This window comes from Bradyrhizobium sp. AZCC 1721, assembly GCF_036924715.1.
Classification (GTDB): Bacteria; Pseudomonadota; Alphaproteobacteria; order Rhizobiales; family Xanthobacteraceae; genus Bradyrhizobium.
Window position 1 is genome coordinate 1462839 of sequence record NZ_JAZHSB010000001.1, and the last position, 23975, is coordinate 1486813.

25 protein-coding genes and 1 pseudogene are annotated in these 23975 nt (G+C 60.5%); 12 read left to right on the forward strand and 14 right to left on the reverse strand.

Features of this window, described 5'->3' with window-relative positions; genetic code table 11:
* Nucleotides 1-120 precede the first annotated feature (120 nt).
* From V1273_RS07135 to V1273_RS07155, 5 genes are all read left to right on the forward strand, one after another.
* Nucleotides 121-1161, forward strand: a complete 1041-nt coding sequence (locus tag V1273_RS07135) for a hypothetical protein (RefSeq protein WP_334366902.1) — start codon at nt 121-123, stop codon at nt 1159-1161.
* 119 nt (nt 1162-1280) lie between these two features.
* Entirely contained in the window at nt 1281-2813 is a 1533-nt protein-coding gene (locus V1273_RS07140) for a DUF6538 domain-containing protein (RefSeq protein WP_334409157.1), read from the forward strand.
* A complete protein-coding gene (locus tag V1273_RS07145; RefSeq protein WP_334366904.1) occupies nt 2798-3364 on the forward strand; it encodes a hypothetical protein in 567 nt (188 codons plus the stop codon). Before V1273_RS07140 ends, V1273_RS07145 begins: the two co-directional genes overlap by 16 nt.
* Before the next feature lie 655 nt (nt 3365-4019).
* The gene (locus V1273_RS07150) at nt 4020-5927 is read left to right on the forward strand and encodes a toll/interleukin-1 receptor domain-containing protein (protein ID WP_334409158.1); all 1908 of its coding nucleotides are present in this window, start codon (nt 4020-4022) and stop codon (nt 5925-5927) included.
* Complete coding sequence (locus V1273_RS07155) at nt 5924-7480, forward strand: argonaute/piwi family protein (protein WP_334366906.1); 1557 nt, start codon at nt 5924-5926, stop codon at nt 7478-7480. Before V1273_RS07150 ends, V1273_RS07155 begins: the two co-directional genes overlap by 4 nt.
* 74 nt (nt 7481-7554) lie before the next feature.
* Here V1273_RS07155 and V1273_RS07160 read toward each other — a convergent pair whose 3' ends face one another.
* From V1273_RS07160 to V1273_RS07185, 6 genes are all read right to left on the reverse strand, one after another.
* Complete coding sequence (locus V1273_RS07160) at nt 7555-8829, reverse strand: DUF2130 domain-containing protein (RefSeq protein ID WP_334409160.1); 1275 nt, start codon at nt 8827-8829, stop codon at nt 7555-7557.
* Nucleotides 8830-8990: 161 nt separating this feature from the next.
* Complete coding sequence (locus V1273_RS07165; protein WP_334366908.1) at nt 8991-10559, reverse strand: AAA family ATPase; 1569 nt, start codon at nt 10557-10559, stop codon at nt 8991-8993.
* On the reverse strand, nt 10556-10954 hold the full coding sequence (locus V1273_RS07170; protein WP_334366909.1) for a DUF6634 family protein: 399 nt from the start codon (nt 10952-10954) through the stop codon (nt 10556-10558). Before V1273_RS07170 ends, V1273_RS07165 begins: the two co-directional genes overlap by 4 nt.
* 68 nt (nt 10955-11022) lie before the next feature.
* Nucleotides 11023-11796: a metallophosphoesterase gene (locus V1273_RS07175; protein WP_334366910.1), complete on the reverse strand. Its 774-nt coding sequence runs from the start codon at nt 11794-11796 to the stop codon at nt 11023-11025.
* Entirely contained in the window at nt 11793-12257 is a 465-nt protein-coding gene (locus V1273_RS07180; protein WP_334366911.1) for a hypothetical protein, read from the reverse strand. Before V1273_RS07180 ends, V1273_RS07175 begins: the two co-directional genes overlap by 4 nt.
* Before the next feature lie 115 nt (nt 12258-12372).
* Entirely contained in the window at nt 12373-13236 is an 864-nt protein-coding gene (locus tag V1273_RS07185) for a hypothetical protein (protein WP_334366912.1), read from the reverse strand.
* Between the two features lie 73 nt (nt 13237-13309).
* Here V1273_RS07185 and V1273_RS07190 point away from each other — a divergent pair, with 73 nt between their 5' ends.
* Nucleotides 13310-13546: a helix-turn-helix transcriptional regulator gene (locus V1273_RS07190; protein ID WP_334366913.1), complete on the forward strand. Its 237-nt coding sequence runs from the start codon at nt 13310-13312 to the stop codon at nt 13544-13546.
* Nucleotides 13547-13737: 191 nt separating this feature from the next.
* On the opposite strand, the gene V1273_RS07195 is transcribed toward V1273_RS07190, so the two are convergent.
* Nucleotides 13738-14286 (reverse strand): hypothetical protein, encoded by a 549-nt coding sequence (locus V1273_RS07195; protein ID WP_334366914.1) that lies wholly within the window; start codon nt 14284-14286, stop codon nt 13738-13740.
* Between the two features lie 51 nt (nt 14287-14337).
* Nucleotides 14338-14598 carry a hypothetical protein gene (locus V1273_RS07200; RefSeq protein WP_334366915.1) on the reverse strand — a complete coding sequence of 87 codons (261 nt, stop codon included), beginning with the start codon at nt 14596-14598 and terminating at the stop codon, nt 14338-14340.
* A 997-nt stretch (nt 14599-15595) separates the two neighbouring features.
* On the opposite strand from V1273_RS07200, the gene V1273_RS07205 reads away from it, so the two are divergent.
* Nucleotides 15596-16096 carry a hypothetical protein gene (locus tag V1273_RS07205; protein WP_334366916.1) on the forward strand — a complete coding sequence of 167 codons (501 nt, stop codon included), beginning with the start codon at nt 15596-15598 and terminating at the stop codon, nt 16094-16096.
* Between the two features lie 121 nt (nt 16097-16217).
* Here V1273_RS07205 and V1273_RS07210 read toward each other — a convergent pair.
* From V1273_RS07210 to V1273_RS07225, 4 genes and pseudogenes are all read right to left on the reverse strand, one after another.
* A pseudogene (locus V1273_RS07210) lies at nt 16218-16419 on the reverse strand (transposase); the annotation flags it as partial.
* Between the two features lie 4 nt (nt 16420-16423).
* On the reverse strand, nt 16424-16567 hold the full coding sequence (locus tag V1273_RS07215; RefSeq protein ID WP_334412318.1) for a hypothetical protein: 144 nt from the start codon (nt 16565-16567) through the stop codon (nt 16424-16426).
* 34 nt (nt 16568-16601) lie between these two features.
* Nucleotides 16602-16973, reverse strand: coding sequence for a hypothetical protein (locus V1273_RS07220; RefSeq protein WP_334409161.1), 372 nt, complete (start codon nt 16971-16973; stop codon nt 16602-16604).
* 277 nt (nt 16974-17250) lie between these two features.
* Nucleotides 17251-17511 (reverse strand): DUF1488 domain-containing protein, encoded by a 261-nt coding sequence (locus tag V1273_RS07225; protein WP_213288566.1) that lies wholly within the window; start codon nt 17509-17511, stop codon nt 17251-17253.
* Between the two features lie 477 nt (nt 17512-17988).
* Between V1273_RS07225 and V1273_RS07230 the strand changes: the two genes are divergently transcribed.
* The 4 genes from V1273_RS07230 to V1273_RS07245 all read left to right on the forward strand — a co-directional run bounded on the left by V1273_RS07230 (nt 17989) and on the right by V1273_RS07245 (nt 19532).
* Entirely contained in the window at nt 17989-18222 is a 234-nt protein-coding gene (locus V1273_RS07230; protein WP_334366919.1) for a hypothetical protein, read from the forward strand.
* Nucleotides 18223-18422: 200 nt separating this feature from the next.
* Nucleotides 18423-18611 carry a hypothetical protein gene (locus V1273_RS07235; protein WP_334409163.1) on the forward strand — a complete coding sequence of 63 codons (189 nt, stop codon included), beginning with the start codon at nt 18423-18425 and terminating at the stop codon, nt 18609-18611.
* Nucleotides 18612-18623: 12 nt separating this feature from the next.
* A complete protein-coding gene (locus V1273_RS07240; RefSeq protein WP_334366921.1) occupies nt 18624-18806 on the forward strand; it encodes a hypothetical protein in 183 nt (60 codons plus the stop codon).
* Nucleotides 18807-19079: 273 nt separating this feature from the next.
* On the forward strand, nt 19080-19532 hold the full coding sequence (locus V1273_RS07245; protein WP_334366922.1) for an SgcJ/EcaC family oxidoreductase: 453 nt from the start codon (nt 19080-19082) through the stop codon (nt 19530-19532).
* Nucleotides 19533-19671: 139 nt separating this feature from the next.
* Here the strand turns inward: V1273_RS07245 and V1273_RS07250 are convergent, their stop codons facing one another.
* Both V1273_RS07250 and V1273_RS07255 read right to left on the reverse strand, forming a co-directional pair.
* Nucleotides 19672-20472: an alpha/beta hydrolase gene (locus V1273_RS07250; RefSeq protein WP_334409164.1), complete on the reverse strand. Its 801-nt coding sequence runs from the start codon at nt 20470-20472 to the stop codon at nt 19672-19674.
* A 254-nt stretch (nt 20473-20726) separates the two neighbouring features.
* Nucleotides 20727-22382: an amidase gene (locus tag V1273_RS07255; protein WP_334366924.1), complete on the reverse strand. Its 1656-nt coding sequence runs from the start codon at nt 22380-22382 to the stop codon at nt 20727-20729.
* A gap of 613 nt (nt 22383-22995) precedes the next feature.
* Between V1273_RS07255 and V1273_RS07260 the strand changes: the two genes are divergently transcribed.
* Nucleotides 22996-23484 (forward strand): hypothetical protein, encoded by a 489-nt coding sequence (locus V1273_RS07260; RefSeq protein WP_334409165.1) that lies wholly within the window; start codon nt 22996-22998, stop codon nt 23482-23484.
* Nucleotides 23485-23975: the final 491 nt, after the last annotated feature.

Sequence of the window (23975 nt, forward strand, 5' to 3'; positions counted from 1 at the left end):
CGGCCCGCCTCCTTAGATGTCGCCGCTTCTCCGGAAACCGTCAAGCACATGCCTCGAGTTGCGCCTTGCAGGTGCGGCATCCATCGTTGGTCGACGCATCGACCAACGTGGGGAACAGACATGTTTGTGGAGCCAGCCAGGAGTGATCAGACGATTGCTCGATACCAGATCGAAGCTACCAAATTCATCGGGCAGTACTGTCGCGAGCATCCGGCGGAGGCGTGCCACGCGCCCCATGAGAGCCGCGTCGTCATAGCCGTCCTCTGGTTTCTGAGCTGCGACGGCAGATGGTCCGAGAGCTATATCCGCCTCGTCGCCGCAGCTCTAGGCCAGCTGGTGGAGCTCTTCGTGATGATGGAGTTGATCCGCGACAATCCGGAATCGGAGAAATCGCTGCTCTGGCGTCTGAAGTACGACCGGCCGAAGCCCGCCGAAAAGATCAAGAGATCCCAAAAAAGCCGGCAGGTTGCCCGGCAAAAGCAGGTGGCGGCCAAGAGAAAGAAGCGAGCGAAGCTCCGCAAATCGATCCCGATGCGGGAGCTCCGCTCACTCATCCGCTATTTTCGTTCGAAAAGGGATGAATTTTCGCACTGGATCGTCGGATATATCATCCTTGCCTCGCGCGTCGGATGGCGCCCCGGGGAAATTCTTGTTCTGGAGCGCGAAGGCAATATTCTTCGCGCCGACGCCGAAAAGCGCAGCAACCAGCGCGGGCTGGCCGACAACTGCGAAATTGATATCAGCATCTATTTTGAGAAGTCCGGGCTCATCAAAAAGGCGTCCTTGGCTTCTGAACTCGATAAATGGATTGCCAACACTCGTAAATGGCACGACTACGGACGGTCGAAGCTGCAGGATAACGTCAACAGCCGCTTGGCAACGGCGTGCAAGAAGCTGAAAATTAAGCGCGTCTGCACCTACACTTTTCGCCACTTCGCGATCTCGTGCCTGAAGGCGAGCGGATTTTCCCGCGCGGAGATCGCCGTAATCGTGAATCACGCGACGGATCGCACTGCGACCGAGCATTACGGCAAACGACGCCACGGATTTAAGCGGGCAAAGAAGATGTTGAGTTTTAACAAGGCGCGTCTGCCTCTGGTGCGCGCCAAGGCTCGTCACTATTGTGAAAGGGGCATGGCGCTTTCGATGAATCCCTATTGATGCCCCAGGGCTTGCTTTTTGAGATGAGTAGGCGGGAGTGATTGCTAAAAGGTCGAGGGAACGAATAAAGAAACTCGGAGGTTCGATCCCTCCCGCCCCAGCCAGCGCGCCGACCACCGTTGAAAACACTGAAAAATCGGCCTGGCTGGGGAGCTGATGCACAGCTTGCGACACATCCCTGCTGCACAGGAAGTCGCATTCCGATGGCTGTCCACATCTTTCGCCGCGAGGCGACCTACTATTGGCGTCGGCGCGTGCCCCGCGCGCTTGCCATTTTCCAGGGTCGCCCGCATGTTTTTATGAGCCTGCGAACGACGAGCCCGGTGACGGCGCGACGGCTGGCAATCCAACTCGACGCCATTCTGGAAGACGCCGCGATGCTTGCCGAGAACGCCGACCTGCACCTGTCACGGTCCCAAATCGAGACGATGCTCGGCGCTGTCGTGGAGCGGCATCTGACCAAGCTGGAGCGGGTGGCGCTCGCTGCGAAAAGCGCGCCTGGTTTTGACGTCGACCAGGCGCGGTCGGACGACAAGCGGGCCTTGTGGACCTACACGCTGCTCGACGCCCAGGGCGCCACTGCCGCCGTGCGTCCCGAGGATCGCATCCGCATGGCTGCCGACGGACTCTCGGAAGCCGACATCGAGGCCGTGCAGCGTCATCTGATCGTGCTTCGGAAGAACGACCTGGTGCCGACCAAGGATCGTGTCCTTCGGCAAATGATCGAGGGCGTGGCGGCCGCACCGACTGCGATGAACGTGAGCGTGGCCCAGGGGACCTACTTCCGCGGGATGAAGCTTGCACTCGCCGAAATCGACCGCCGCTATGGAGGGCAGCGTGTCGAGGATGGCGACGTCGTGGATCGCATCCTCCTATCGAGGAGCGATCCACGGCTGCCGGTTTCACCGGTTGTGGTGGATGGCGAGGATCACCGTCGCGATTCACCGGCGGTCGAGCCTGCGCCAGGACCGCAAGCCATTCCGATGGCAGACTTCTTGAAATTTGCGGAAGACGTTATCAAGCTGAACGCCAAGAATGGTCACTGGGATCAAAAGACCCAGCGGCAGGCTAGGAGCGTCTCGAACCTGTTCGTCAAGTTCATGGTTGAGGACCAGGAGATCGACGATCTGAATGCACTGCGCAAGGCACACGCGGGCAAGTTCGCCGATTTCCTCTTACTCGAGATATACAAACACTACGGCAAGTCAGTCAGGGATGAGCATCTGACGATCGCGCAGCTTCGCGAGAAGGGACGTGAATTCGATGAAAAAAGAGAGGAGGGTGGAAAAAGCAAGTGCGGTCTCAGCAGCGGAACCGTCAATCGGCATTTGACCTTTCTTGGTCAGATATTCGTCCATGCAGCGCTCGCGGCTTGGAGAACCTTGACGAGATCGACCTCTCAAAACTTCGCACCAAGAGCGACAAGGATACGCGTGATCGGGACGAAAGGCTCAAGCTGTCCATCGATCGCGCCATGGCGATCTACCGCACGGCTCCGTTTAACAATTGCGCGGGTTGGGACGCGCTTGAAAAGCCGGGCCTGGAAGGCGCTCGACAAATCTTCGACTGCGCGCTCTATTTCGTGCCGATCCTCATCTATTACACGGGCTGCCGCCGCGAGGAACTCTGTGGAGCGATGGTCGATGACGTGATCTTCGACAGCGATGACATTCCCTTTCCCTATCTCCACATTGCCAAGAATGAACGCCGGCGGATCAAGAATGCCCAGTCCCAGCGTAACATTCCGCTGCATCCGGAGGTGATCCGGTTGAACTTTCTGGCCTATGTGAAAGCGATCAAGGCGCTCGGGTACAAACTGCTATTCCCCGATCTTTTTTCGCCATCCAGCCGGTCGCCTCTCGGCGACCGCTTCTACAAGCAGTTCAAGCCGATCCTCATTGCAGCGGGTGTGACGGAAGAGGGGCTAGGGTCCCACGCGGTGCGTCATCTGTTCGGGGCGCAGTTGAAGAAGAAGCTGGTGGCCGTGGAGGATCGCGCCGATCTGCTCGGCCACGGTGGCGACACCGAAACGAGCGAGCGCTATTGCGAGTCGCACGAAATCGCCACGTTGCTGAAATTTGTGATGGAACTGCCCGTGGTCACCGCTGATCTGCAGCCGCAGAAAATTAATCTCATCCCTTGGGTCGCCGAGAAGAGGGTCGCGCCGTTTTCGCAGCCCTCGCGTTCCAAACGGAGGGGATAGAACGTGACTCGTAGAGGGTCAGCGCTTCGTGTTCGTTGGATTTTCCAGGAGCCATTGTATTTTGACTTGCTCTGCCTTTGTTGGCTCGCCGACTCATAAGGTTTTGAGTATTTGCTGATCAGTTCGCATTGCTCCACGACGCAAGTCGGCTATGCGCGATTGGCAGCAGCAACATAACGCTGTCGTGTCTGAGCGTCGGTAGAGAGCGGGATTAATGCGCCGGTTCTTTCAATTGAAACCAAATTCGAGTGGAGTGCATCGCCGTGCACCATCGTCGGCAAGAACGGCCATGCGAGCCTCAAGAGCCTGCGGTTGATGTGAAAGCTGCACACGGGCGACTCGCCCGGCGTCGGAGAGCCCGGCTACTGGGGTCTCGACGTCTCGCCAGCCACCCCAAGCTGACTTTCGCGGCCACATATGCAGGCACAGGACCAGATAGCCGGTCTGCCGCAGCGTTCTCGCCAGATTCTTCTCTATCGTCGCGGGCTCGTCAGTTTTCCTCGAAGTAACCTATACCGTTGGACCCAGTCTGTCGCAAATGCCGGTTTATCTTGTTGTTGGTAAGGCTTAGCCGCGACGCAATAGTGCTTTCGATTGCTTGACTGCCCACGAAGCGGGCACTCATTCTGGACCCATGAATTATGATTTCGCGAGTTTGTCCCACAGCGAGTTTGAGGATCTCGCCCGCGACCTCGTTGGGCGCGAGATAGAGCTGCGTTTCGAAGCCTTTGCCGAGGGCCCGGACGACGGGATGGACGGCCGCCATGCGCGTGCCGATGGATCGATCGTGATGCAGGCGAAGCATTATCACGGGTCCGGTTTCGCGGCGTTGAAGTCGAAGATGACGAAGGAGCGGCTATCCATCGACCGGCTGGCGCCGACGCGGTACATCCTTGTGACCTCTGCGCCACTCACGCCAAAGAACAAGAATGCGTTGGCCGAGATCGTCGGCCCATCGCTGCGAACGCCGGGCGACATCTTCGGACCCGGCGACCTCAACGCCCTGTTGCGCAAATATCCAGACATCGAGAAGGCCCATCAAAAGCTTTGGGCGCAGAGCACATCGGTTCTGCAAACGGTTATCACTGAGGCCGTCGGAAAGGCACTTTCAAAGCCGGGGGCGGTTCCCGCCGTCCTTGCCAATCTCCTGCCCCCTAGGGAGGCTACCGGAAACGCAGCGCCTGTCGAGAAAGCGGCTCGGGACACCATATTTCTAATCAAGGCGTCGCCGATCGACGACGAATTCGCGCTTTGGCTCGCGCCCAAGCTTGAGGCCGAAGGGTACCGCGTGTTCGCCGACATCCTGACGCTTCAGCCCGGCGACCGATGGCGCCGTGAGATCAATCAGGCGCTGCAATACCGGGCGGCGAAAGTTCTGCTCCTCTGCCGCGATGCCACGCTCTCCGACTCGCATGTCCAGGACGACCTCGATATTGCGCTGGAGTTGTCGAAGGAGCTAGACGATTCCCGGTTTATCATTCCGCTGCGGCTCGAACCGGGAAAGAAGGTCAAGGGCGTCGGTGATGCGGTGACCGTCGATTTTGTGCGCGGCTGGGGAGAAGGCGTCGGCCTCCTGCTTGACGCGCTGCAGCGCCAGAAAGTGCCACGTCCCGCTGGCCAGACAGTGATCGATCCGAATTGGGAGGTTTTCCGGCGGCGCGGCGCGATCCCGCTCGTCGAGGAAGCCGAGCGATTGACCTCGAACTGGCTGCGCGCCGCCGAAGCGCCCGACGTCATCCGATTTTTCGAGAGCTCCGGCGCGATCGAGGGCCGATTGCTCGATCGCGCGCTCGAGGATTTCCCCTATCCGTGCGCGAAACAGGGCTCCGGTATTATCACCTTTGCGGAGCAATCCGAAGTCGACACCGCGTACGCGTCTGCCGGCCGGTTCAAGCTGAAGCACGAGATCCCGTTGCTGGAATTTGTCGACAACGGCTTTTCTCCGCTCGGGATCGAACGTCAGGTCGCGTCCAACCTGGTCATCGCGATGATCAAGAAAGCATGGCTGTCGTTCTGCAGGGAGAAGGGCTTCGTCGAGTATCACTATTCTAACGCTGTCGGCTTCCACGCTTCGGCCGCGCAGGCGGCGATCGGACGACGCATCCCTTGGGGCAAGCAAGGCGACCGGCGGTCCTCAATGCTTCGCAATGTCGCGAAGGGACATATTTGGCAGTTCGGCGTCACCGCGATGCCCTATTTCTGGCCGTTCTGGCACCTCAAGCTCAAGGCGAGGGTCCTGTTCGCGGTCGATAACGAAACACCGGCGGGTCTCAGCATCGACGATCCCAGGAAGCTGCACCGTTTGCGGCGAAGCATTTGCAAGGGTTGGCGCAACAAGCAGTGGCATGGCCGCATGCTCGCATTTCTCGAGCTGCTTTCGGGTGAGTCGGCCTATATCAGGTTGGCGCTGTCGGCGAACGCCGCGCTCCTGATCGAAGCCGCGCCGATGTTGTTCACTTCGCCGGTGAGCACCGCGCTTCCCAACGTTCTCGATGCCGACGAAGAAGAGACCGATAGCAGCACGCTTGGTCGGCCGGACAATGATGACGAGGTTGAGGAATGAGATTTCCTGAGAAATCTCTTCAAGTCGAACACTTCGACGAACCACCGCTGGAGTTTGCATTCTCGCAGCGCAGTCCGCACCCCAAGGACGGGTTGTTCCTTTATGGACCTCACGCCAAGGCTAAGAAGAGCCGCGAGATTCGGGTCGGCGTAGTCGGCACCACCGACGGGATCGGTCACTTTCGGGCATGGGGCCGAAAGCTCAAATCGGTCGTGCGCGTCCCGCCCCCCGGAAAAGGCGAAAAGGCCGACCGGCTGCACCTCGCGAACTTCCCTGGGCTGGACGAAGCGTTCGGGATTTCGTTCGAGCCGGACGAAGTCAGCGCCCTGTCGATTCCATGGAAGGACATCGATCGCGCAACGCGCATCATTAACCTCAACGAGGCCGTGGACAAGGTCGCGCGCCTCTACATCGATCGCGTCAAGCAGCACTTGCGCAACGACGAGCGATCGGTCGAGGTCTGGATCCTGATCCTGCCAGAAATCGTCTACGAGCGATGCAGGCCTCAGTCCAAGCGAACGGGCCTGCCAATGGAAAAGGGGGAGTTCACGAAGCGGCAAAAGGCGAAGGAGAGCATCCCGCTGCTCGCCGCCATGGGCGCCGTCAATCAGACCAACGAGGCGATTTTCGAGGACGTCCCGGATTTCCATCGCAGGATCAAGGCCGAGTTCCTGAAGATCGCGCCGACCCAACTGGTTCGCGAGACGACGCTCGCGCCGGGTGCCTATCTCAACAAGGCCGGATACCCGCTGCGCAAGACGCAGGACGCCGCAACGGTTGCCTGGAATCTCGCCACCGGGCTCTACTACAAGACGCAGCCGAAGCCACCGTGGCGGCTGGCGGATGTTCGGGCGGGGGTCTGCTACATCGGCATGCTCTACAAGAGCCTGCCGAACGATCCCGATGGGCATGCCTGCTGCGCGGCGCAGATGTTTCTCAACGAGGGAGACGGTGTCGTATTTCGCGGCGCCAATGGACCGTGGAAGACCGGAGATTACGATTATCATCTCAAGGCGCCCGCGGCGAAGAACCTGCTCGCGCTGGTGCTGAAGACCTACGCTGAGACGCATGGCGGCCCGCCCAAGGAGCTGTTCATCCATGGGCAGACCTATTTCAATGACGAGGAGTGGAACGCCTTTGTCGAGGCGGCGCCGAAGGAGACCAACGTCATCGGCGTGCGAATCCGCTCGACCGGCGGCGAGACGAAGCTTTTTCGTGATGGCGACTATCCCGTGCTGCGCGGGACCGCGCTCATGCTCGATGATCAGACGGCCTATCTTTGGACGACGGGCTATGTGCCGCAGCTCGACACCTACATCGGGCCCGAAACGCCCAATCCGCTGCACATCACTGTGATACGCAGCAAGAAGGCAAAGCCCGACATTCGCACGGTGCTCGCAGACATCATGGGTCTCACCAAGATCAATTACAACTCCTGTAACTTCAATGATGGCCTTCCTGTCACCGTCCGATTTGCGCGGATGGTTGGGGACGTCCTCACTATGGGGTCGGCGAAGGGAGAGGAAAAACAACCGTTCAAGTTTTATGTGTGAACGCCCACCTCAGCGTCTTTGCGGCCGTCACCGGCGTAGTGCAACGTCGTGTTCGGCGAAATTGGCAAGCCAACCTATTCCGCCGCCTCGCCCTTCACCTCGATCATCAGCACGTCCAGGCTCTCGATCTCCTGCATGGCGCGGCCAGCGATACCCTGCAGATCGCCGTAGAGCCCGGCGGTCGAGTCGAGCACGCCCCTGAGCTGCTCCTCGCGTTTGGCCCACAGGCGCGTCATGGTCGCGCGCTCGCGATCGAGATCGGCCTGCATATCGGTGAACTTTTCGACGATGGCGTCGATGCGGTGGCGGAAGCGCGGACCAGTCAGGTAGGCGTACACCATCTCCATCTTGGTCTGCTGGCCTTCCTGCGCCTGACGGCTGGCGGCGACGTCGATCAACGACTGCCGGAGAGCAATGGCAAGCGGGATCGCGAACCTGGGCTCCGTGACCCAGACGTTATCAACGAGATCGAAGCTCTCGATCCCCTTGGGTAGCGCGGTGGAAACGATCAGCGCGACCTCCGCTTTGGCGGCGCGCTGGTCATCGCGCAGTTTGCCGAGCCAGGCATTATTCCAGGTCTTCGTTCGTTTCGACTCCCAGAGGATCGTGCCGCAGCGCTGTCCATTGGTGGCCATCACCCCGTGCACCACATCTCCGCCGAACTCGCCCTTGGCCACCGGCTCGATCAGATCACGCGGGAAACGGCTGCGGAGTAGGGATTCAAGTTCGATTTCAAGCGCTTCGCCCTGCAGCTGCTGCGAGCCTTGGTCAGCCTTGCGACGGAGCTCCTCGATCTGGCGCTGCATGCCGGCGATCTGGGTCTCCTTTTCCGTGACCTTGGACTTCAGCGCGTCCTCCGCTTCCAGCCTTGCCTTGTCGCGAACGGTTGCAAGGTTCTCCTGGACCTTCTTCTCCACCGTGAGGTCCATCTCGCGCTTGGCTTCCTCAAGCTCCCGTTCCTTGCGCAACACCTCTGCCTGGACCTTCTGGGCTTCGGCAAGCTTCGCATTGTTGGTGGCGAGCATCTGCTGCAGGTCCGCGAGCTGCCGGTCGCACTGGCTGAGATCATCCGCCAATGCGAGGCGCGCCTTCTTTGCCTCGGCCTCGGCGATGGCGACGCGTTCGGCCCTCAGCTTGGCAGCGACCTGTTCGTCGATGGCTTCGCGCGCCCTGGTGAGGTCGGCTTGCGTTTGTCTGAGTTGGGCCTCGCGACGTTCAAAATCGGCTTCTTTGGCCGCAAGCTGCGCCTCGAATTGCTTGCGGGTGGCGGCAATCATGGGGGCCGCAAGCGATTCCGTCAGCTTGATCTCGGTGTGGCAGCTCGGGCAGACGATCTGAGGGTCGCTCACGGTATCGGTCCTGTGGTGGTGAGGCGTGATTGTATCCGCATTTCCGGCGATGCCTGGGCGGTGCCGCGACGTTATCCCCGGCAATCGCGTTGGCCGCGGTAGCGGCGATACGCTGTGTGGCGGTGTCGGTTTCGGCTGCTCGGCTGGATCGTGCGTCATGGTCAGTTCCTCGTGGCGCGAAGGTCGCGTTCGCGCAGGATGGCTTCGACGATCCGACGGAGGCGGCGCACCGAGCCTCCGCGCCAGTGCCGCGCGACCGCGGCATGTTGGGCACCGTCGAGAGGCAGTACCCAGCTTCCGTCCAAACCGCGCTCTTTGGCGAGATCAGCAATCACCGCCGGCAAGAGCGCATCCAGATCGTCCACGCTCGGCTTCGGAAAGGTGACGACACGAAACCTGTCGCGGATCGGACTCGGGAGCGGATCGAGGCGGTTGGCCGTCGCCACAAAGGAGACATGCGACAGATCGAGATTCGTCTGCAGCGCGGGATCCGGGTAGCGGGAATTGGTTTCGGGTTCTAGGAAGCCCAGCAGGCAGTCCCAGAGCCGTCCATAGTCGCTGCGCGTGCCGGCCTTCTCCAATTCATCGATCAGCACAAGTGGGTTGGCGATCTTGCCTGCGGCGATGGCGAGAAACGGGTGGCTCGGCTCGGCCGAGTACCAGCGCCGGTCGGTTCCCCCGAATACAGCCCCGTCGGCGCGGGACGCGTCCTCACGCCAAACGTTCAGGCCAAGCGCCTCTCCGAGGCGACGAGCAAATCGGGTTTTGCCGCCGCCGGGATCGCCGACCAACAGCAGCGGGCGTAGCCGAACCGTGAAGCGGCCCACGAGGTCGGCGAGCGCGAAATCGATGACCTCCGTGGCATATGGGAATTCGAATAGCAGCGCATTACGTACCTGATGCAGCGGCGGCACCTCGACTAGCGGCAAGGGCACGTTGATGACGCTCTTTAGCGGTCCGAGTATCTCCCTAAGCTTGACGTTCTTCATCTCCTCGCTACTCAGGCGGGCGACTACGAGGTGATGATCAGGCACCGCTTCGGCCGAAGATGAGACCTGATGCAGGGTCTCGGCCGCTTCTTCTTTCTCCGCCTCTTCTCTGGCCTGCCGCTCTTCCTCCTGTCTTCGCCTGGCGGTCGCCTGCATGGCTGCGATGCGATGCTCCGCCATGCGCGAGCCCAGGAGGGCCGCGTTCACGGCAGCCGATTCGTGTCTCACCATCATGTGGCTGCAGGCGGGCAGCGCCGCCCAGCCGAAGGCAAATCGCTCAACGTCGCTGCGGAGCTGCTCATCGCTGTCATGGACGATCTTGTTGAACGCCAGAAGCAGCGCCTTTGCCACGCGGCGATGTTCCTCGAAAAACGAGGCACCCCGCGGCATCGGCAGGCTCAACAGCCGGACGCAATCGGCGACACTGCGCAAATTCGGGTCATTCTCCGTGGCGGCACGACGATCGAGCTCGGCGGCGAGCGCAAGGCCCGCGTCCACAGTGAGCGCCGCGGCCCACTCCGCGTTGAGCGGCAAATTTGGGCAGAGCTCGTTGATCTCGGCAATCAGCCGCGGCTCGACATGACCGGCGTTGTCGATGACCAGCATGGCATAGCGCAGAAGCCTGGGCAGGCCTTTGAGGCGTTCGTCCCAGTCAGCCGAATCCGCTGCCGCTCCCGTGGAGACGGCATCGGGCTCGACCGCGGGCAGGTCGAGGTTATCTGCGTCGTCGCTCGCGCTCATGACTCGTCCTCCGAACCGTCGCCCGCGTCGGCGAAGACCATGATCCGCGTCAGCATGCGGTGGACATCATCGTTGTGGAGAGGCGGGCCCAGCCGATAGTAGCGGGACAGGGTACGGACCCATGTGCCGCCAGGGTCGGCAAACCAAACGGGCGAGGTGGCGATGGGGCGATCGCCGCGCAGAGGGTGGCCGGTAACGTGTCCGACCAACTGCACGCCCAGCGGCGTCACCGTTGGGAACCAGTTTTCGAGCAATGGAGCCTTCTGTAGCAGCATGGGTGAGACCGAGCGGCCGAGTTCGAGGCGCTCGCAGTCGTCGGCCAAGATGCGCAGTCGGCGGGCCAGATCGGGCGCGATCTGGGCAGGATCGAGGAAAGGGAATCGGGCGGTAAGCATGGGCAACTCTCAACAACGCAGAGCATGAGCAGAGCAGGGAGGAAGCGCAGGAGGGAAAGTGAAAGCCTTCACGCGCCCACCTCCACCACCAGGGCACCGTTGAAGGAGGCGTTTTCTGACCCGTATCCGTGCGGATTACACAGGATCCTCGTCTCGCCGACGCGATAATCGGACGAGTTGTGAACGTGGCCATGCACCCACAATCTCGGCTGATAGCGCCCTATCAACGCGGATTGGTCTGAAACGAATGCCCCGGTGACCGGATCGCTGCGGAACTTCGGATGAACGGCTTGCCAATGAACGGCGTGGTGAGTAATCACTACGGTGGGACCGTCGAACGGAGTTGCCAGGATATCTTCGAGATACGTCCTCGACTGATGGTGCAGCAGCGCCGCCTCCTGCGGCCTGAATCGCAACCAGGGCCGCTTCTGCCACCCGATCAGGCGATGATCGTTCATGCCGTTGGCGCAGGCGTTCATCACCGCGGCCTGGTTGGCTTCACCGAAGATTCGGTAGTCAGTCCAGAGCGTCGCGCCGACGAAGCGGACGGCGCCGCCGAGCACAACGGTGTCGTCAGACATCACGTGGATATTGAATGCACGAGCCTGAGAACGCGCCAGCGCCAGTTCGTCGGGGATGAATCGGCGGTAAAATTCGTGATTCCCGAGCACCATCACGATGGGAATATGCATTGGCACAATCCGGCGCAGGTGTTCGAAGGCGCGCAGTACGCCTTCACAGGTGTCGCCGGCGACGATCACGAGATCGACGCCGGGCATGATGGTGATCGGCTTGATCGGATGCACGTCGAGATGGAGGTCGGAGAAGATCTGGACTCTCATGCCGGACGTCCCTCGTTGAACGCCTCAACCTTCGCCTGACACGGGCATACGCGGCTCTGCGAGGTGACCTCGCTACGCGAACGACTCTGGTTTCGACTCAGCCACGACTTCGCCAGGCGGTTCTTAAGCTTGTGGTCGAGCGGCATTTTGCGGAGCATATGCGCCATCACGAGCGCGGCGCCGGCGCTGCCCATGAGTGCGCTGTGCAACAGCAGGGTCATCCTGGCGTCCGTCGGGTAGTCGATCTCGTCAGGGACCGCCATGCGCAGCGCGATTCCTGCGGCGCAGGCGGCGTCGCCCGCGATTGCCGGCCGATATTGCTTGATGGTGGACATGAACATGCCGATGTGGCCGGCGACCTCGAGCTTGCGAGCCTCGTTGAAGCGCCCGGCGGGTAGTGTCCTCCACAATTCGTCCGGCAGAGGCTCCTTGGCGGCGAACATCGACGCGGTCTCGCTCAACTTTCTCTGCTTGGTGATCTTACTCATGGCACATACCTTCTCCGTTCGCGCCGAAGGGCGCGTTGGCATCCGTTGGGATACCGGCTCGGTTGATTTGATTAATTGTGGTGCGGTGCTAGGTCATGCGCGCGCGCCACGGCCCTGGCCCGGTCGGGCGAGCATTCAGCACCCGGCCGATCGCGCTTTCGCGAATCTCCGCCTCGGCGGTCGCCGCCACCAAGGGCGGAACGGTGACGTCCGCGCCGAGTGCCTGATTTGCGGCGTGAGACAGGTTCGTCAGCGCCGGCATCAGCAGGTTGCCCATTTCGGCGTGCAGCGCGCGCTGCAACTCGGCCGTCATGGCATCGATGGTGTCGAGTACCGGCACGCCGAAATGCCCATCGAGTTCTTCCCTTGTCAGCCTCATCTCCTTGCTGAAGCCCGAGGCGCCGTAATAGTCGATCACGGCACTGGTCACGGAGCGGATGCCGTCGTAGCCACATTTGGCCAGGAATGACGCCAGGACCAGGCGCGAGGCGCGTAAGTCGTGTTCGATGGGACGGCGCTTGCGGGACTCAGTGGCACCATTGCCGCGCTTGACGTCGTAGGCGCCGGCCCAACCACTTTCAGTATCGACAACGATCAGATCGAGCGTCACCATGCGGCTCGTCTTCGAATCGGCCTTCAACTTGATCTTGGCCAGATCGCGGTCGGAGTTCTGCGAGGTCAACAGATCTTGCGCAGCCTCAGTAATCGGCAGCGGCACCTCTGTCAGGATCTCGAAGCGACCGCTCGCGGCGAGCGCGTCGCCGAGGGTCCGCTGGATCAACAAGCCATGACGCTTCACGACGCTATTGATGATCGAAAAGGACTTGGAAAGATCCGCCCCGATTACCGGATCGATCGGGAAGTCGCCGGCCATGGCGTTGGCGATCACGGCGTGAGAAGCTCGGGCAATCGCGGCGGGAGATACGAGCGGGGCGGTATCGATGGAGGTCACAGGAAGGTCCTTTCGTTGTCTGTAGAAAGATCATCTCATGACCGACCCAATTTGTCACCTGAAGTGACAAATTATGGTTAACGTGTTCCAAATTCGCGCAGCTCGCGCATGGATTGGCCTATCCCAAGAAGAGTTGGCGGACGAAGCCGGCATTGCACGGAGAACGCTTATCCGCCTTGAAAACTCGGAGGAGCCCGGCTCCGAACGCACGATGGAAAAGTTGCGGGTCGCCCTAGAGAAGCACGGCATCGAATTCCTGTTCGAAGGTCTGCAAGGCGTCGGCGTTAGGTACCGCGGCCTCAAGAACTGATTTGCGGCATAACCCCGCCACGTCACGATGAGGGCGCAAGGGAAAGAACCTGAAACGCGATGGTGCTCTCTCCAAATGCGACAGAGAAGTAGCGACTTTCTTGGAATGATACGCGCGGCGCGGTGACGATCCACGAAGCCGATCGCAGGGAGGCCGGGCGTGTCCGTCCGGCCATCATACTGGTGATGTAGTCACGGCTTCGTCGTAGATATGTTCTCACTGTGCCGCGCGATCAGCGGGTAGTTCCAGCCATCCATCCCCATCTCTTGCATAGCGTCGTGGATCGCTTCGATTTCGCGAATCGTGAAACGATCCAGCAGCGACAGCGCCGGCATCCCGCACGGAAGCAGTGTGCTGGCCAGCCCCACGATGAAATTCTCGCCAGTCGACTCGGTGCCGATCGCACCGGTGCCGCTGACCCCACGCTCAATGTAGAGTTTCCACCGTTTCGCGGCACCCTTTCTGGCGTTGAGACGCTGACGTTCCAGATGCTGCAGCTCGATTGGCGTGTTCGCCAGCGCCAGCGCGTTGCCGGCTGCCTCCAACAGATCAGCCTTGTCGCCGGCCACGAGTGCGCCACCTTCGTACACCTTGTCGGGTGACGACCATGCATGCCAACCGTGATGATCCTGCCTGACTAACGCGCTCAGGCCCTCGTCTGACTCGACCAGATAAACATCTGGACCGAGCCAAGCGATCGGCTTGATCGACTTGATCCGATTCTTATGAGTTTCAACCATCGTTCTCTTTCCTCTAACTGGGTTGGATTGTTTGGAAGCGTGTGCCGGCGATCAATAGTGCCCAGAGCCGTACACGCTCGGTCCGTCCCACTGCTGACCGCGAAACGTTGAATTATATTTCCGGACGATGGTGCGCTGACGCATGTCGAGACGTTCCCAGGCATCGCGCTTTGCCTGATAGGGCTCTGGCAGATCTTCGAAGCGTCCAAGCGCAAGGCACGCGGTGACGATCTCCGATGTCGAACCGCAAGCTATGCTCATGGTCATTATCCCAGCCAAGACATTCGTGATCAAATTCTCTTCAGCGCTCATTCAAGACACTCCAGTTTGTTGATGGTTGCATTGATTTGGGCTGGCAGAAGGAGGAACGCAAACCGGCAACGGCTCAAACCTGCCTACGCGCAAGGATTCGTTTTTTGATGTGATTGAATCTTCAACCGAAAAAAATGCAGGCGATTGGTTAAAAGGCGTCGGCTTGACCGCCATTCTTGCGCGCTCTGACCGTGCTTCAGCCGTACCCTGTTTGGATCTACCGTTGCAACGCAAGCGGATCGTGTCGGTGCTCAACTTAAGAATTGGTCGCGGACGAAGATAGCGCCGATCCGCTTGGGCACGGTGGTGACAGAGAAACCAGCGAGCGACATTGCGAGCCTCATGAGATCGAGACTTCGTTCGAGTTCGTGATGAAGCTGCCCGTTGTGACTGCCGACGCGCCGCGAAAACTCGTGTGCTTCCCTGGGTGCGGCAAAAGCGTGTTGCACCGTTCTCTCAGCCCTCCCATTCAAAGCGGGTGGTCTGTCGCCTGCGTGATTATAAGGAAGCGTCTCCTTCTAGGAACGCTTGCTTGGTCTCGCTCTTTCGTTTGACGACTGTTTTCGCGGTCATACCCACTCCAATGATGGCAACTCGGTACGACTAGCTTCCTGACCTGACGGCGGAATTTGGCTTTCCACATTTAGTAATTTTGACCAAAACTATTTTCCTTTGATCACGCCTTCATTCACGCCAATATTGGGGTGGGCACGTCGAAGCGCAAACCAGATCGGATGCAAGCGAATAAGGGACGCAAATGGCCGAGTATCCCCTGTCGAGGAATTGCGGAGGCAGAGATGGCTGCTGTACGCGAAGACCACATACTGTCATGCATAGCCCAATCGCCGACGACCATGATACGCCACGCGACGATGACAATCCTTTTCGTCATGCGTGGCGCAAGCTCGCCGCGTAGCTAATGCTCGATCCGGTGCGCGCAAGAAAGCGACAAACGGAAAGCAAGGCAAGCAACAAGCATAGAAAGGACGGATCCGGAATGACCGAGACATTGACGCACGCAGACATCCAGGACCTTCTGAAAGGGTTCGGCGCGGCGATCGAGCTAGATCAGCGCCGCGTCAGCGCGATGCCGGCGACGAATTTCAAAGCTCCATACGACGACAGAATGTGGCGCGCGTGGCGGGCCGGTCATATCGGCTTCATCAACAAGCTGCTTTCGTCTGTGGAGATGATGCCGTCGGTGATGCTGACAGAGCTGACCGCGATCGCGATCACCTATGAGCCGAAAGTTGTCAGAAAAGTCGCGATCGAGCTCTTCGCCGAGGTCGTAAGTGACAGTTGTGCGGAGGAGGAGCTCGCAACGGCGCAGTCCTTCTTTGCCTGCCTAATCAGGCTGGTCGGCGAGCACTCCGAAGCCGGCCGGCGATCCCAAAACGCTGGGAGTTCGATCTTGCAGTGGCTGGCTGTCACCGACCCGCTGTGCATTGCTCAGGATCCGGAATTTAGCTACGGCCAGCCCAGTGGGTTCGTCAGCTGAAGGTGACGATACTCATTCTCAGCTTGGGGCTGCCTAGGTTGTGTCACTCCCTTTTCGTAGTTCCAGTCCAAACCATAAGTAAAGCAGAAGATCCGCTGACTCTTAATCAGCGGGTCCCAGGTTCGAGCCCTGCCTTGGTCCCCAACCGCCAACTCACATTTTTCCACTTGGCGTCAGCAAGCATGTCTTCCGACGGCATCGACAACAGATCCGGGATATGTCGCTCACGGGGGCGCCCCCGACCAGCTATCGGAAAGATGCACTCCTGCCGGATATACTCTCTGACGCCCCAGGATACCGACTGCCCAAACCAGCCCGCGCGCCTTGTCAGCGATTGAGTGACAGGGTCGGCGCAATGGTTGCGGAGTTGTCGTTTTGCAGATCACTGACCAGCACATAACCGCCGAACAGGATGACGGCCAGCAAGCCATAGACAAGACAGGAACGCCGTCCGGATCTCTGACCGCTCATTTCGCTGCAATCCGTGTCTTGGCGAACCGGCCGCTCAGCTCTTTGTGGCCGTCTTGGAGAGCTCGGCTTCCACGCCGGCTGCGCAGGCCCTGGCGAATGAATAGTCCATGCTCGTGGAGGCAACGGTCTTGACGTATTCGCTGATGACGTTGTCCTTTGAATAGGGGCCCGCCGCCTTGAACTTGGCGACGGCGCCATCGGCCGCCGTGAACTGCGCGACGCAGATCGGGACCAGGACAGACATCCGGCCGTTGTTCTCTGCCGTGGCGCTCATGGTCTTGGCAGTGCCGCCGGTGACCCAGCCGCCCCACATGAATCCGATCGCCATCGCCGCAACAGCGCCGAACGCGATACCCTGGAGAAAACGGGTCCGCGCCTCACCTTGCAAAATGTCGGGCATTCTCATGATGGTCTCCTTTGTTGTTGTTTGCGCGCACGAGCGCGTTCGCAGCCGCAGGACGCCGCTTGCGTCCGCGCTTGGCAAAAACATTCAGCCTATTGAGATTGCGCCTTCCGATGGCACGCAAGCTGCCGCTACGAGGACGAGCGCGACTTCGGACGTCACCGCTTCATGGACAGCTTCAAGGCGAACAACTGTACCTTGTCGTTCAACGGTAGACCCTTGTCGTGATGCTGTACAGCACGTTCTTGGTCTCTAGTCAGAAGGTCGTAAGTGTTTCGTTTCAGAAATTTGCGGCGACCAGATCGTAAGAGCCGCGGCTGCCACGGACGTAAACCTTCGCAGCCGCCGCGCATATCACATCACGGTTGCAATCGAACGCGTCCAGTAAGCCGGACTCGTCGGGGCGGGCATCTGGTTGAATTCGCCTCAATGCGCCTTCGTCGATGAAGAATGACGCTTCCAGCGCGCTATCGTGTCCCCAAAACCGCACGGCTCGCCGGGTTTGGTCATATGAACGGCTATGATTTGGAAATTCGATCATGGGTTGCCACCGTTCAGATTATCAGCCGCCGCGTCTCACCAACTCTCTCACGACCTCTGTCGAGGCCTGATTCAATGGCCTCGAGACCCGCCCATCGAAGCGACGTGCGTTTGGTCAATGTCGTTGACGAGATTTGGCGTAGGCTAAGCTTCGCGCTGCCGTAAGGGCGATGCTGAAGCAATACGATGGCGCTGGGATTCAGATGGCTGCTCAATGCCGCATTACAAGCCTTGCCAGCCGGCCCCAGAAAACAAACTGCGATTCTCCTCGCTATTGGGCAGATCGTCCCTATATGCAAGACATCACCGCGCGCCTCCCAGGCTACTATCGGTGACGGAGAGCGTTGCGCTCCCGCCTCAACCAAAAGGGCGGTCATATGCCAAAATTCCCCCCATTCAATCTTCGTGAGTGGTTGGTACCCCCGGTATTGATGCCGATCTTTCTAGTGCTGCTGGTCGCCGCTGCGATGGTTATTCAATGGTGATCCGGCGTAGCGCGGTTACGCCGCAGGACCGGCCGTCTCCGAGCAAACAAACCCGATCGGCGCTTGCCTGCGATCTGGACGCAGGGGCGGTGATCGCCCTCGACGAGGCTCGCGGGATGCCGCCGGGGGATGAGCGCACCGAGGCGATTCACAAAGCAACAATCCTTCGGAATGCCGTCGAGATTCACGAACTTCTCTCCGGCAAGCGCGACGGGCCGGCGGTATGACGGCAGCGTTGGCGTGAAACCCATCCCACGAGCCGGCTACCGCTGGCGGTGGGCGCATTCCGCTTGCTGCGAGCTTATTCGGTTGGCGGCGACTTTATTGCGTCATTGTTGAGCCAACGGGGGATCATATAGACAACGAGATGCTTGTCCCAGGTCGACCGCCTGTTCCAGTCGATGGCCGTCCCCGCGAGCGCCCTATGATGACCCCTGATCATCCATGCATTCCCGCCGTAGTTCTCGTTGTCGAGGACGAGATGATGCTCCGCATGCGTGCGATCGACATCGTGGAAGCCGCGGGATACATGCCACTCGAGGCGATGGACGCCGCCGGGGCCGTCGCCGTCCTGAAATCCAGGTCCGACGTCGTGCTGATGTGCACCGACATCTAGATGCCTGGCCAAATGGACGGCATAGGGCTTGCCCATGCCGTGCATGATCGTTGGCCGACAATTGAAATCATCGTGGTATCGGGGCAATTGAACCTGTCTGACCTCGATCTTCCGCCCCGCAGCAGATTTTTCAGCAAGCCGCTCAATGCCAGGGAAGTGACAGTCGGAATGCGTGACATGATCGGCCATGCCTGAAGAGACAAAATGCAACGGCTACCGCTAGTGCAGTGAAAAGGCCGCCTCAGTTGGCCGTCTTTTTCGTATGTCGCCAAATGGCCCTGAGCTGAAGGAGCTCGAAGTCTCCCGCACGTCCGCTGTGACGGCTAGACCGGACCTCTCATCGCACCGCTTCCTACCGCCGCTTGTGACCCAACTCGGAAGTCGCCGGAGCGTGAGGTGTTGCTTACGACGGGGCGTGAATGACATAATCGGAAGCCAACCGTTCTCTGATGACATCGGGAGGAAGCCATGCTCGCATTCGGACGAGTCTTGTTGGTGGCGCTGTTGGCGATGGCTCCAACTCAGGTGTTCGCAGGTCCCGAGGAGGAAGCGGACGCTTTGTTTGCCCGCTGGAAAGCTGCTTACGACGCCAACGATAATGTCGCCGTCGCTAAGCTGTATGCGACCGACGCGATCCTACATGGCACCAGGAGCAGAGATCTAACGTTGGGGCGTGAGGCAATTGCGCAATACTTTACCGTGGTCGTCGGCACCGGCAACAAGGTCGAGTTCGTGGAGAAGCAGCTGAGGCTGATCAATCCCACAACCATACTGGCAGTCGGCTTCAACGATTTCATGCGCAACCGCGAGGGCAAACTCGTGCCAGAGCCAGCACGCTTCACAATGGTTCTTGTCAAAGAGGGTAACGACTGGGTCATAGCCCATCATCACTCGTCATTGCGCCCACCGCCTAAGCAGTGAAGTTCGGCTCTTGGCCCCGAGCCGAAGAGGCACGAGATGCCGCGTAGGTCTGCTGCCACGGGTAGATCGGACTTGCCTACTCATAACCCCGACCGCCGCTGCTGATCCGAACCTGACGTCGGCCGCTCGCCGATCAATGTCACAGCCTAGGCTGCAAGAAGGCACCGATGCGCTCGATCGCTGCACGTGCTTCTGGCAGGATGCGCGCGAACATATGCCAGACGTGGAACATGCGCGGCCACAACTCGAGTTCGACATCGCAGCCGGCTGCTCGCAAGCGCTTGGCCATTCGCACCGCATCATCGCGCAGTGCCTCATCGCTGGCGGCAAGAACCAGAGTCGACGGCAGGCCCACCGGATCGCCATAGAGTGGAGAGGCATAGGGCGAGCGCGGATCCGTATTGCCGAGATAAAGCTCAACCGCCTTCGGCATCAGCTCAACCGGCACCATCGGATCGGAAGAACCGTAATCGGTGACCGATTGGCCCGTCAGGGCGAGATCGGTCCACGGCGAGACCACGACGGCAGCGGCCGGCAAGGATGATCCCTCATCGCGCAAACGCATCATGCTCGCCAGCGCAAGCCCGCCGCCGGAAGACTCCCCGACAAACGCCACGTGACGCGGTTCGGCGCGCTGCGAGATGAGCCATCGATAGGCGGCCGTCACATCCTCGACCGCCGCTGGAAACGAATGCTCGGGCGCAAGCCGGTAGTCGATGCATAACACCCGCGCGCCGGTCACGTCGGCGATGCGCCAGTTAAAATCGCGAAACAGTGCCGGAAAGCCGAGCAGATAGGCGCCACCGTGAAGGTGGACGACGTATCGGTTTGGAAGCGAGCGGGGCGTCGCGATCCGCTCGGCTTTGACGCCGCCGGCGTCAACTACAACCAGCTCGGTCCCGCGCGGTACGCGCGGCACGAGCTGCGCGAAGCGGGCCACCTGTCGACGGGCATCCTCGATCTGAATGTCCGATTGCAACCGTGGCCGCATGAACCAAGGCAGACAGAAGCGGACAAGCTCGGCGCGCAAACTCATTTGCTCAAGCCAACAAAGTGGACGCGTAGCCGGAGGCGATTTGTGACAGTCCCTGCGTCGTAGCCCGAAACGGGAGGCTCGCGTCAGATAGCGCGCGGGCCCTGTTTCCGAACCTTGCACGCCGGCGTTGCCGTTAGCCGGCAATTCGCTGCTGCCGTCTACCCGACGATCTGGAACGCGTCAGCCGCACGCAACACGGTGCCGTCCTCCCAGTGGCGTCCGATCAGCATCATCCCAACAGGGAGCCCCGCCGACATGCCTGCAGGAACCGTGGCCGCAGGATGGCCAGTGACGTCGAACGGGCAAGTGTTGGAAATCATCTCGAGTGCCCGCGCAACGTAGTCCTCGCGGCTCGCGTCCGGGGCCGGGAGTAGCGTGGCCTTCAAAGGTAACGTCGGCATGAGCAGGAGATCGACGCCTTTGAGTTGCTCATCGTAGGCGGCGCGGAGCACGCGCGCGAGGTTTTGGGCCTTCGCGTAGTAGCGGCCCTGATAATTGTCCTGCATGTACTGGCCGAGCAGGACGACGAGTTTGACGGTCTCCGAAAGGTCGTTGGCGCGCACCCGCCGGCTCCGGCCGTAGAAGTCCAGCAGCGAAGTCGTGTAGTGCCCTTTCCAGTTGGTTCCCATGCTGTTGCCCGCGACCATCAGCGCCGTGGCGCCCTCGACGGCGATAGCGTTCCAAATATGGATGCCATCGCGGTGGAGAGGGATCGATACCTCGCTCACGGCTCCCCCCGCTCGCGTCAAGCGCTGTGCCGCCTCGCGTACCATGGTGTCGACATCGGGCTCGGAATTGGGCCAGCCAAACCCCTCCTTAACGATCCCGATCCGCAGGCCGCGGGCGTCTCCGGTGAGCTGCTTGCCATACGCTTCCGTGCGCAGTCCCGCCGGTTGGCGCGGGTCGAGGCCATCGGCGCCGGCGAGCACCTCGAGAAGCCGGGCGGCATCGCCGGCGGTACGGGCAATGGGTCCGGTATGATCAAGTGTTAATTCAATCGGGAAGACACCTGTGTAGGGCACAAGCCCGTGGGTGGGCTTGTGGCCAACCGCTCCGCAGAAAGAGCTGGGAATTCGGATCGACCCTCCCTGGTCGCCCCCGATGGCCATGTCGCACTCGCCGGCGACGACGAGCGCCGCGCTGCCGCTGGAGGAGCCTCCGGCAGATCGCTTCGGATCGTGCGGATTGAGTACGGGCCCAGTGTCGGAGGTATGGCTACCGCCCGAGAAGCAAAGATGCTCGCACACGGCCTTGCCGACGACCTCCCCACCGGCGTCGAGGATGCGGGTCACAATGGTCGCGTCCACGTCAGGGACGTAACCCTCCAGCACGTTGGAACCGTTCATCATCGGGATGCCGGCAACGCACACATTGTCTTTGATGGCGATTTTCTTGCCCGCGAGAGGCCCCGAAGTTGCGCCTTTGATCGAGCACCTCCAGTACCAAGCGTTGAGCCGATTGTCCGAGGCACCTGGACGGAACCCCGCGTCCCGCGGGTACTTCACCGCCAATGTCGGCTCCGCGAACTGGTCCAATCGACGGTACGACGCGAGCACACCGTCCATGAGGTTGCGGAACGACGTCAGATCGTCGCGGCTGAGAGCCAAGTTGTAAGATTTGGCGATGCGCTCCAATTCAGGCAGCGGTGGCTTGCGCAGAATCCGCGGCGCCGTCGCGGTCGGGGGTGGCGGTTGCGTACCCGCCTCGGCGGCCGCACGAACGGGCGTTGTCGCCGCGGCGACAACGGTTGCTGCTGCGCCGGCCGCGCCGGCATGAAGGAACCGACGACGCGAATAGTCTGGCGAGGCTCTCATAGCACATCCTCCCTCGACCAATGGGCTGACTTCTCAAATCCACCGCTCGCCCTAAAGTGTAGGGGCCGTCTGGTGGTCGGTAGCCGCGACGGTCGCCAAGCGGGGCCGCCGACGCTGCGGCCGGCGTGCCAAGCTGCAACGTCACAATGAGCTCTTGCATCCGGACAGGGCTGAGGCGCAGCAGCCGCATGAGGTCGGAACGTGAGGCGGCCGAGCAGATCGGTAACTAAGGCCTCTACTAGATGCCTCCAGCATCCTCGCGCGGACTGCGGAGCGACGCGCCGTCCAGCAGGCAGATTATCGTGCAGCCACCGGCGATCTTCAAGAGCTTGCATCTTTCCCGGTCTGCGCTCGTCAGCCACGTCGCGGGCACCTCGACCTTCGCGACACACGCACAGTCGAGCCACGCGCGCGATGTCCAGGCGTCTTTGACGCCGACGGGCTCTCAGAATGTCTGCTTATTGGGGTAGACCGGAAGTGATCGGCAGAGGGCCAAACCGTCGCTTCTGACCCTGAACGGACTTTCGATCGGGCAGCGGGCACGCTCTCGTTTACCCATTCGATCGGGTGTAGAGTGCACATCAGTAAGAGTGCACATAAGCAGGAGGGCGTGATGAAAACTGCCTTTCTTTCAACCCTGATCCTTGCGCTTTCGACAAGCGGCGGCTTCGCACAACAGCACGCGCAGTGCCGAAACTTCGAGGCTACAATTGCGCTTCAGACGACCAAGGAAGGTTGCTTAAGCCAGATCGACCTTTGCACTGTCGGAACAGTCATGAGCAACGAGCCCGCTCTAAGCGGCGCAACGTGGCTTTTCACGGCGCACGGAATGGCCGAAGCGGCAGGACTGCCTTCGTTGCCCAAAACACTGCAATCTTACGCGGGAACGGTGCTAGTCACGGCAAAAGGGGGGACATTCACGATCAGCACTGCGGGCGTGTACGAAACCGAGTCGCCGGCCTTCAGCCAACTGGATAAGATCGTCAAGGGAACCGATCGATTCAGCAACTCCACCGGTCGGCTCATTTTTCTTACCGGCATCGGTCGTCAGGGCGGCGGATTTGATTCACACGCTCGCGGCGAGTTGTGCGTGAACGAGTAACCGGGCCGGTCCAGTAAACTGAGGTGGAGCTGGAGACGCGGGGCAACAACCACGCGGCGTAGAGATGGAAGTGTCTGTTGGCGATCTCCGAGCCAAGTCTTCAATGTCGCCTGTTGCACCTTTGAGACATGCCGAAGCAGGCCCAGGATGTCTGTTTATCGGTGTTGACCGGAAGTGATCTGCCGGCAGTCAGAATGACGCGATTGACCGTGCGCCCCAAGGGCGCGAGCTACCAGTGAGGGAGGGTCTCACCCGGATAATTGTCGATTGGTCCGGAAGCTGGCAGGCGGCTCGGCCGGGTAACTGGCTGGGTCGGAGCCCTGCGACGAAGGCGGCCTTGGGCTGCTGAGCGATTCGATGGGCCGTAACAAAGTGAAGCCCGAGCAGGCCTCGAAAGTTCGAATGCGGATGCCGACCCTCCGGTCATTTGGGGAAGGCCGCACGCGTGGGGAAGTAATCGACACACGCACCCACGCGATCCGCCGGGGTAG

Bases quoted from the DNA above. Each gene is read 5' to 3' on its own strand.
- V1273_RS07135 (WP_334366902.1), top strand. From the start codon at position 121: ATGTTTGTGGAGCCAGCCAGGAGTGATCAGACGATTGCTCGATACCAG.
- V1273_RS07145 (WP_334366904.1), top strand. From the start codon at position 2,798: ATGGTCGATGACGTGATCTTCGACAGCGATGACATTCCCTTTCCCTAT.
- V1273_RS07155 (WP_334366906.1), top strand. From the start codon at position 5,924: ATGAGATTTCCTGAGAAATCTCTTCAAGTCGAACACTTCGACGAACCA.
- V1273_RS07165 (WP_334366908.1), bottom strand. From the start codon at position 10,559: ATGAGCGCGAGCGACGACGCAGATAACCTCGACCTGCCCGCGGTCGAG.
- V1273_RS07170 (WP_334366909.1), bottom strand. From the start codon at position 10,954: ATGCTTACCGCCCGATTCCCTTTCCTCGATCCTGCCCAGATCGCGCCC.
- V1273_RS07175 (WP_334366910.1), bottom strand. From the start codon at position 11,796: ATGAGAGTCCAGATCTTCTCCGACCTCCATCTCGACGTGCATCCGATC.
- V1273_RS07190 (WP_334366913.1), top strand. From the start codon at position 13,310: ATGGTTAACGTGTTCCAAATTCGCGCAGCTCGCGCATGGATTGGCCTA.
- V1273_RS07195 (WP_334366914.1), bottom strand. From the start codon at position 14,286: ATGGTTGAAACTCATAAGAATCGGATCAAGTCGATCAAGCCGATCGCT.
- V1273_RS07200 (WP_334366915.1), bottom strand. From the start codon at position 14,598: ATGAGCGCTGAAGAGAATTTGATCACGAATGTCTTGGCTGGGATAATG.
- V1273_RS07205 (WP_334366916.1), top strand. From the start codon at position 15,596: ATGACCGAGACATTGACGCACGCAGACATCCAGGACCTTCTGAAAGGG.
- V1273_RS07215 (WP_334412318.1), bottom strand. From the start codon at position 16,567: ATGAGCGGTCAGAGATCCGGACGGCGTTCCTGTCTTGTCTATGGCTTG.
- V1273_RS07220 (WP_334409161.1), bottom strand. From the start codon at position 16,973: ATGAGAATGCCCGACATTTTGCAAGGTGAGGCGCGGACCCGTTTTCTC.
- V1273_RS07225 (WP_213288566.1), bottom strand. From the start codon at position 17,511: ATGATCGAATTTCCAAATCATAGCCGTTCATATGACCAAACCCGGCGA.
- V1273_RS07230 (WP_334366919.1), top strand. From the start codon at position 17,989: ATGGTGATCCGGCGTAGCGCGGTTACGCCGCAGGACCGGCCGTCTCCG.
- V1273_RS07235 (WP_334409163.1), top strand. From the start codon at position 18,423: ATGACCCCTGATCATCCATGCATTCCCGCCGTAGTTCTCGTTGTCGAG.
- V1273_RS07240 (WP_334366921.1), top strand. From the start codon at position 18,624: ATGGACGGCATAGGGCTTGCCCATGCCGTGCATGATCGTTGGCCGACA.
- V1273_RS07245 (WP_334366922.1), top strand. From the start codon at position 19,080: ATGCTCGCATTCGGACGAGTCTTGTTGGTGGCGCTGTTGGCGATGGCT.
- V1273_RS07255 (WP_334366924.1), bottom strand. From the start codon at position 22,382: ATGAGAGCCTCGCCAGACTATTCGCGTCGTCGGTTCCTTCATGCCGGC.
- V1273_RS07260 (WP_334409165.1), top strand. From the start codon at position 22,996: ATGAAAACTGCCTTTCTTTCAACCCTGATCCTTGCGCTTTCGACAAGC.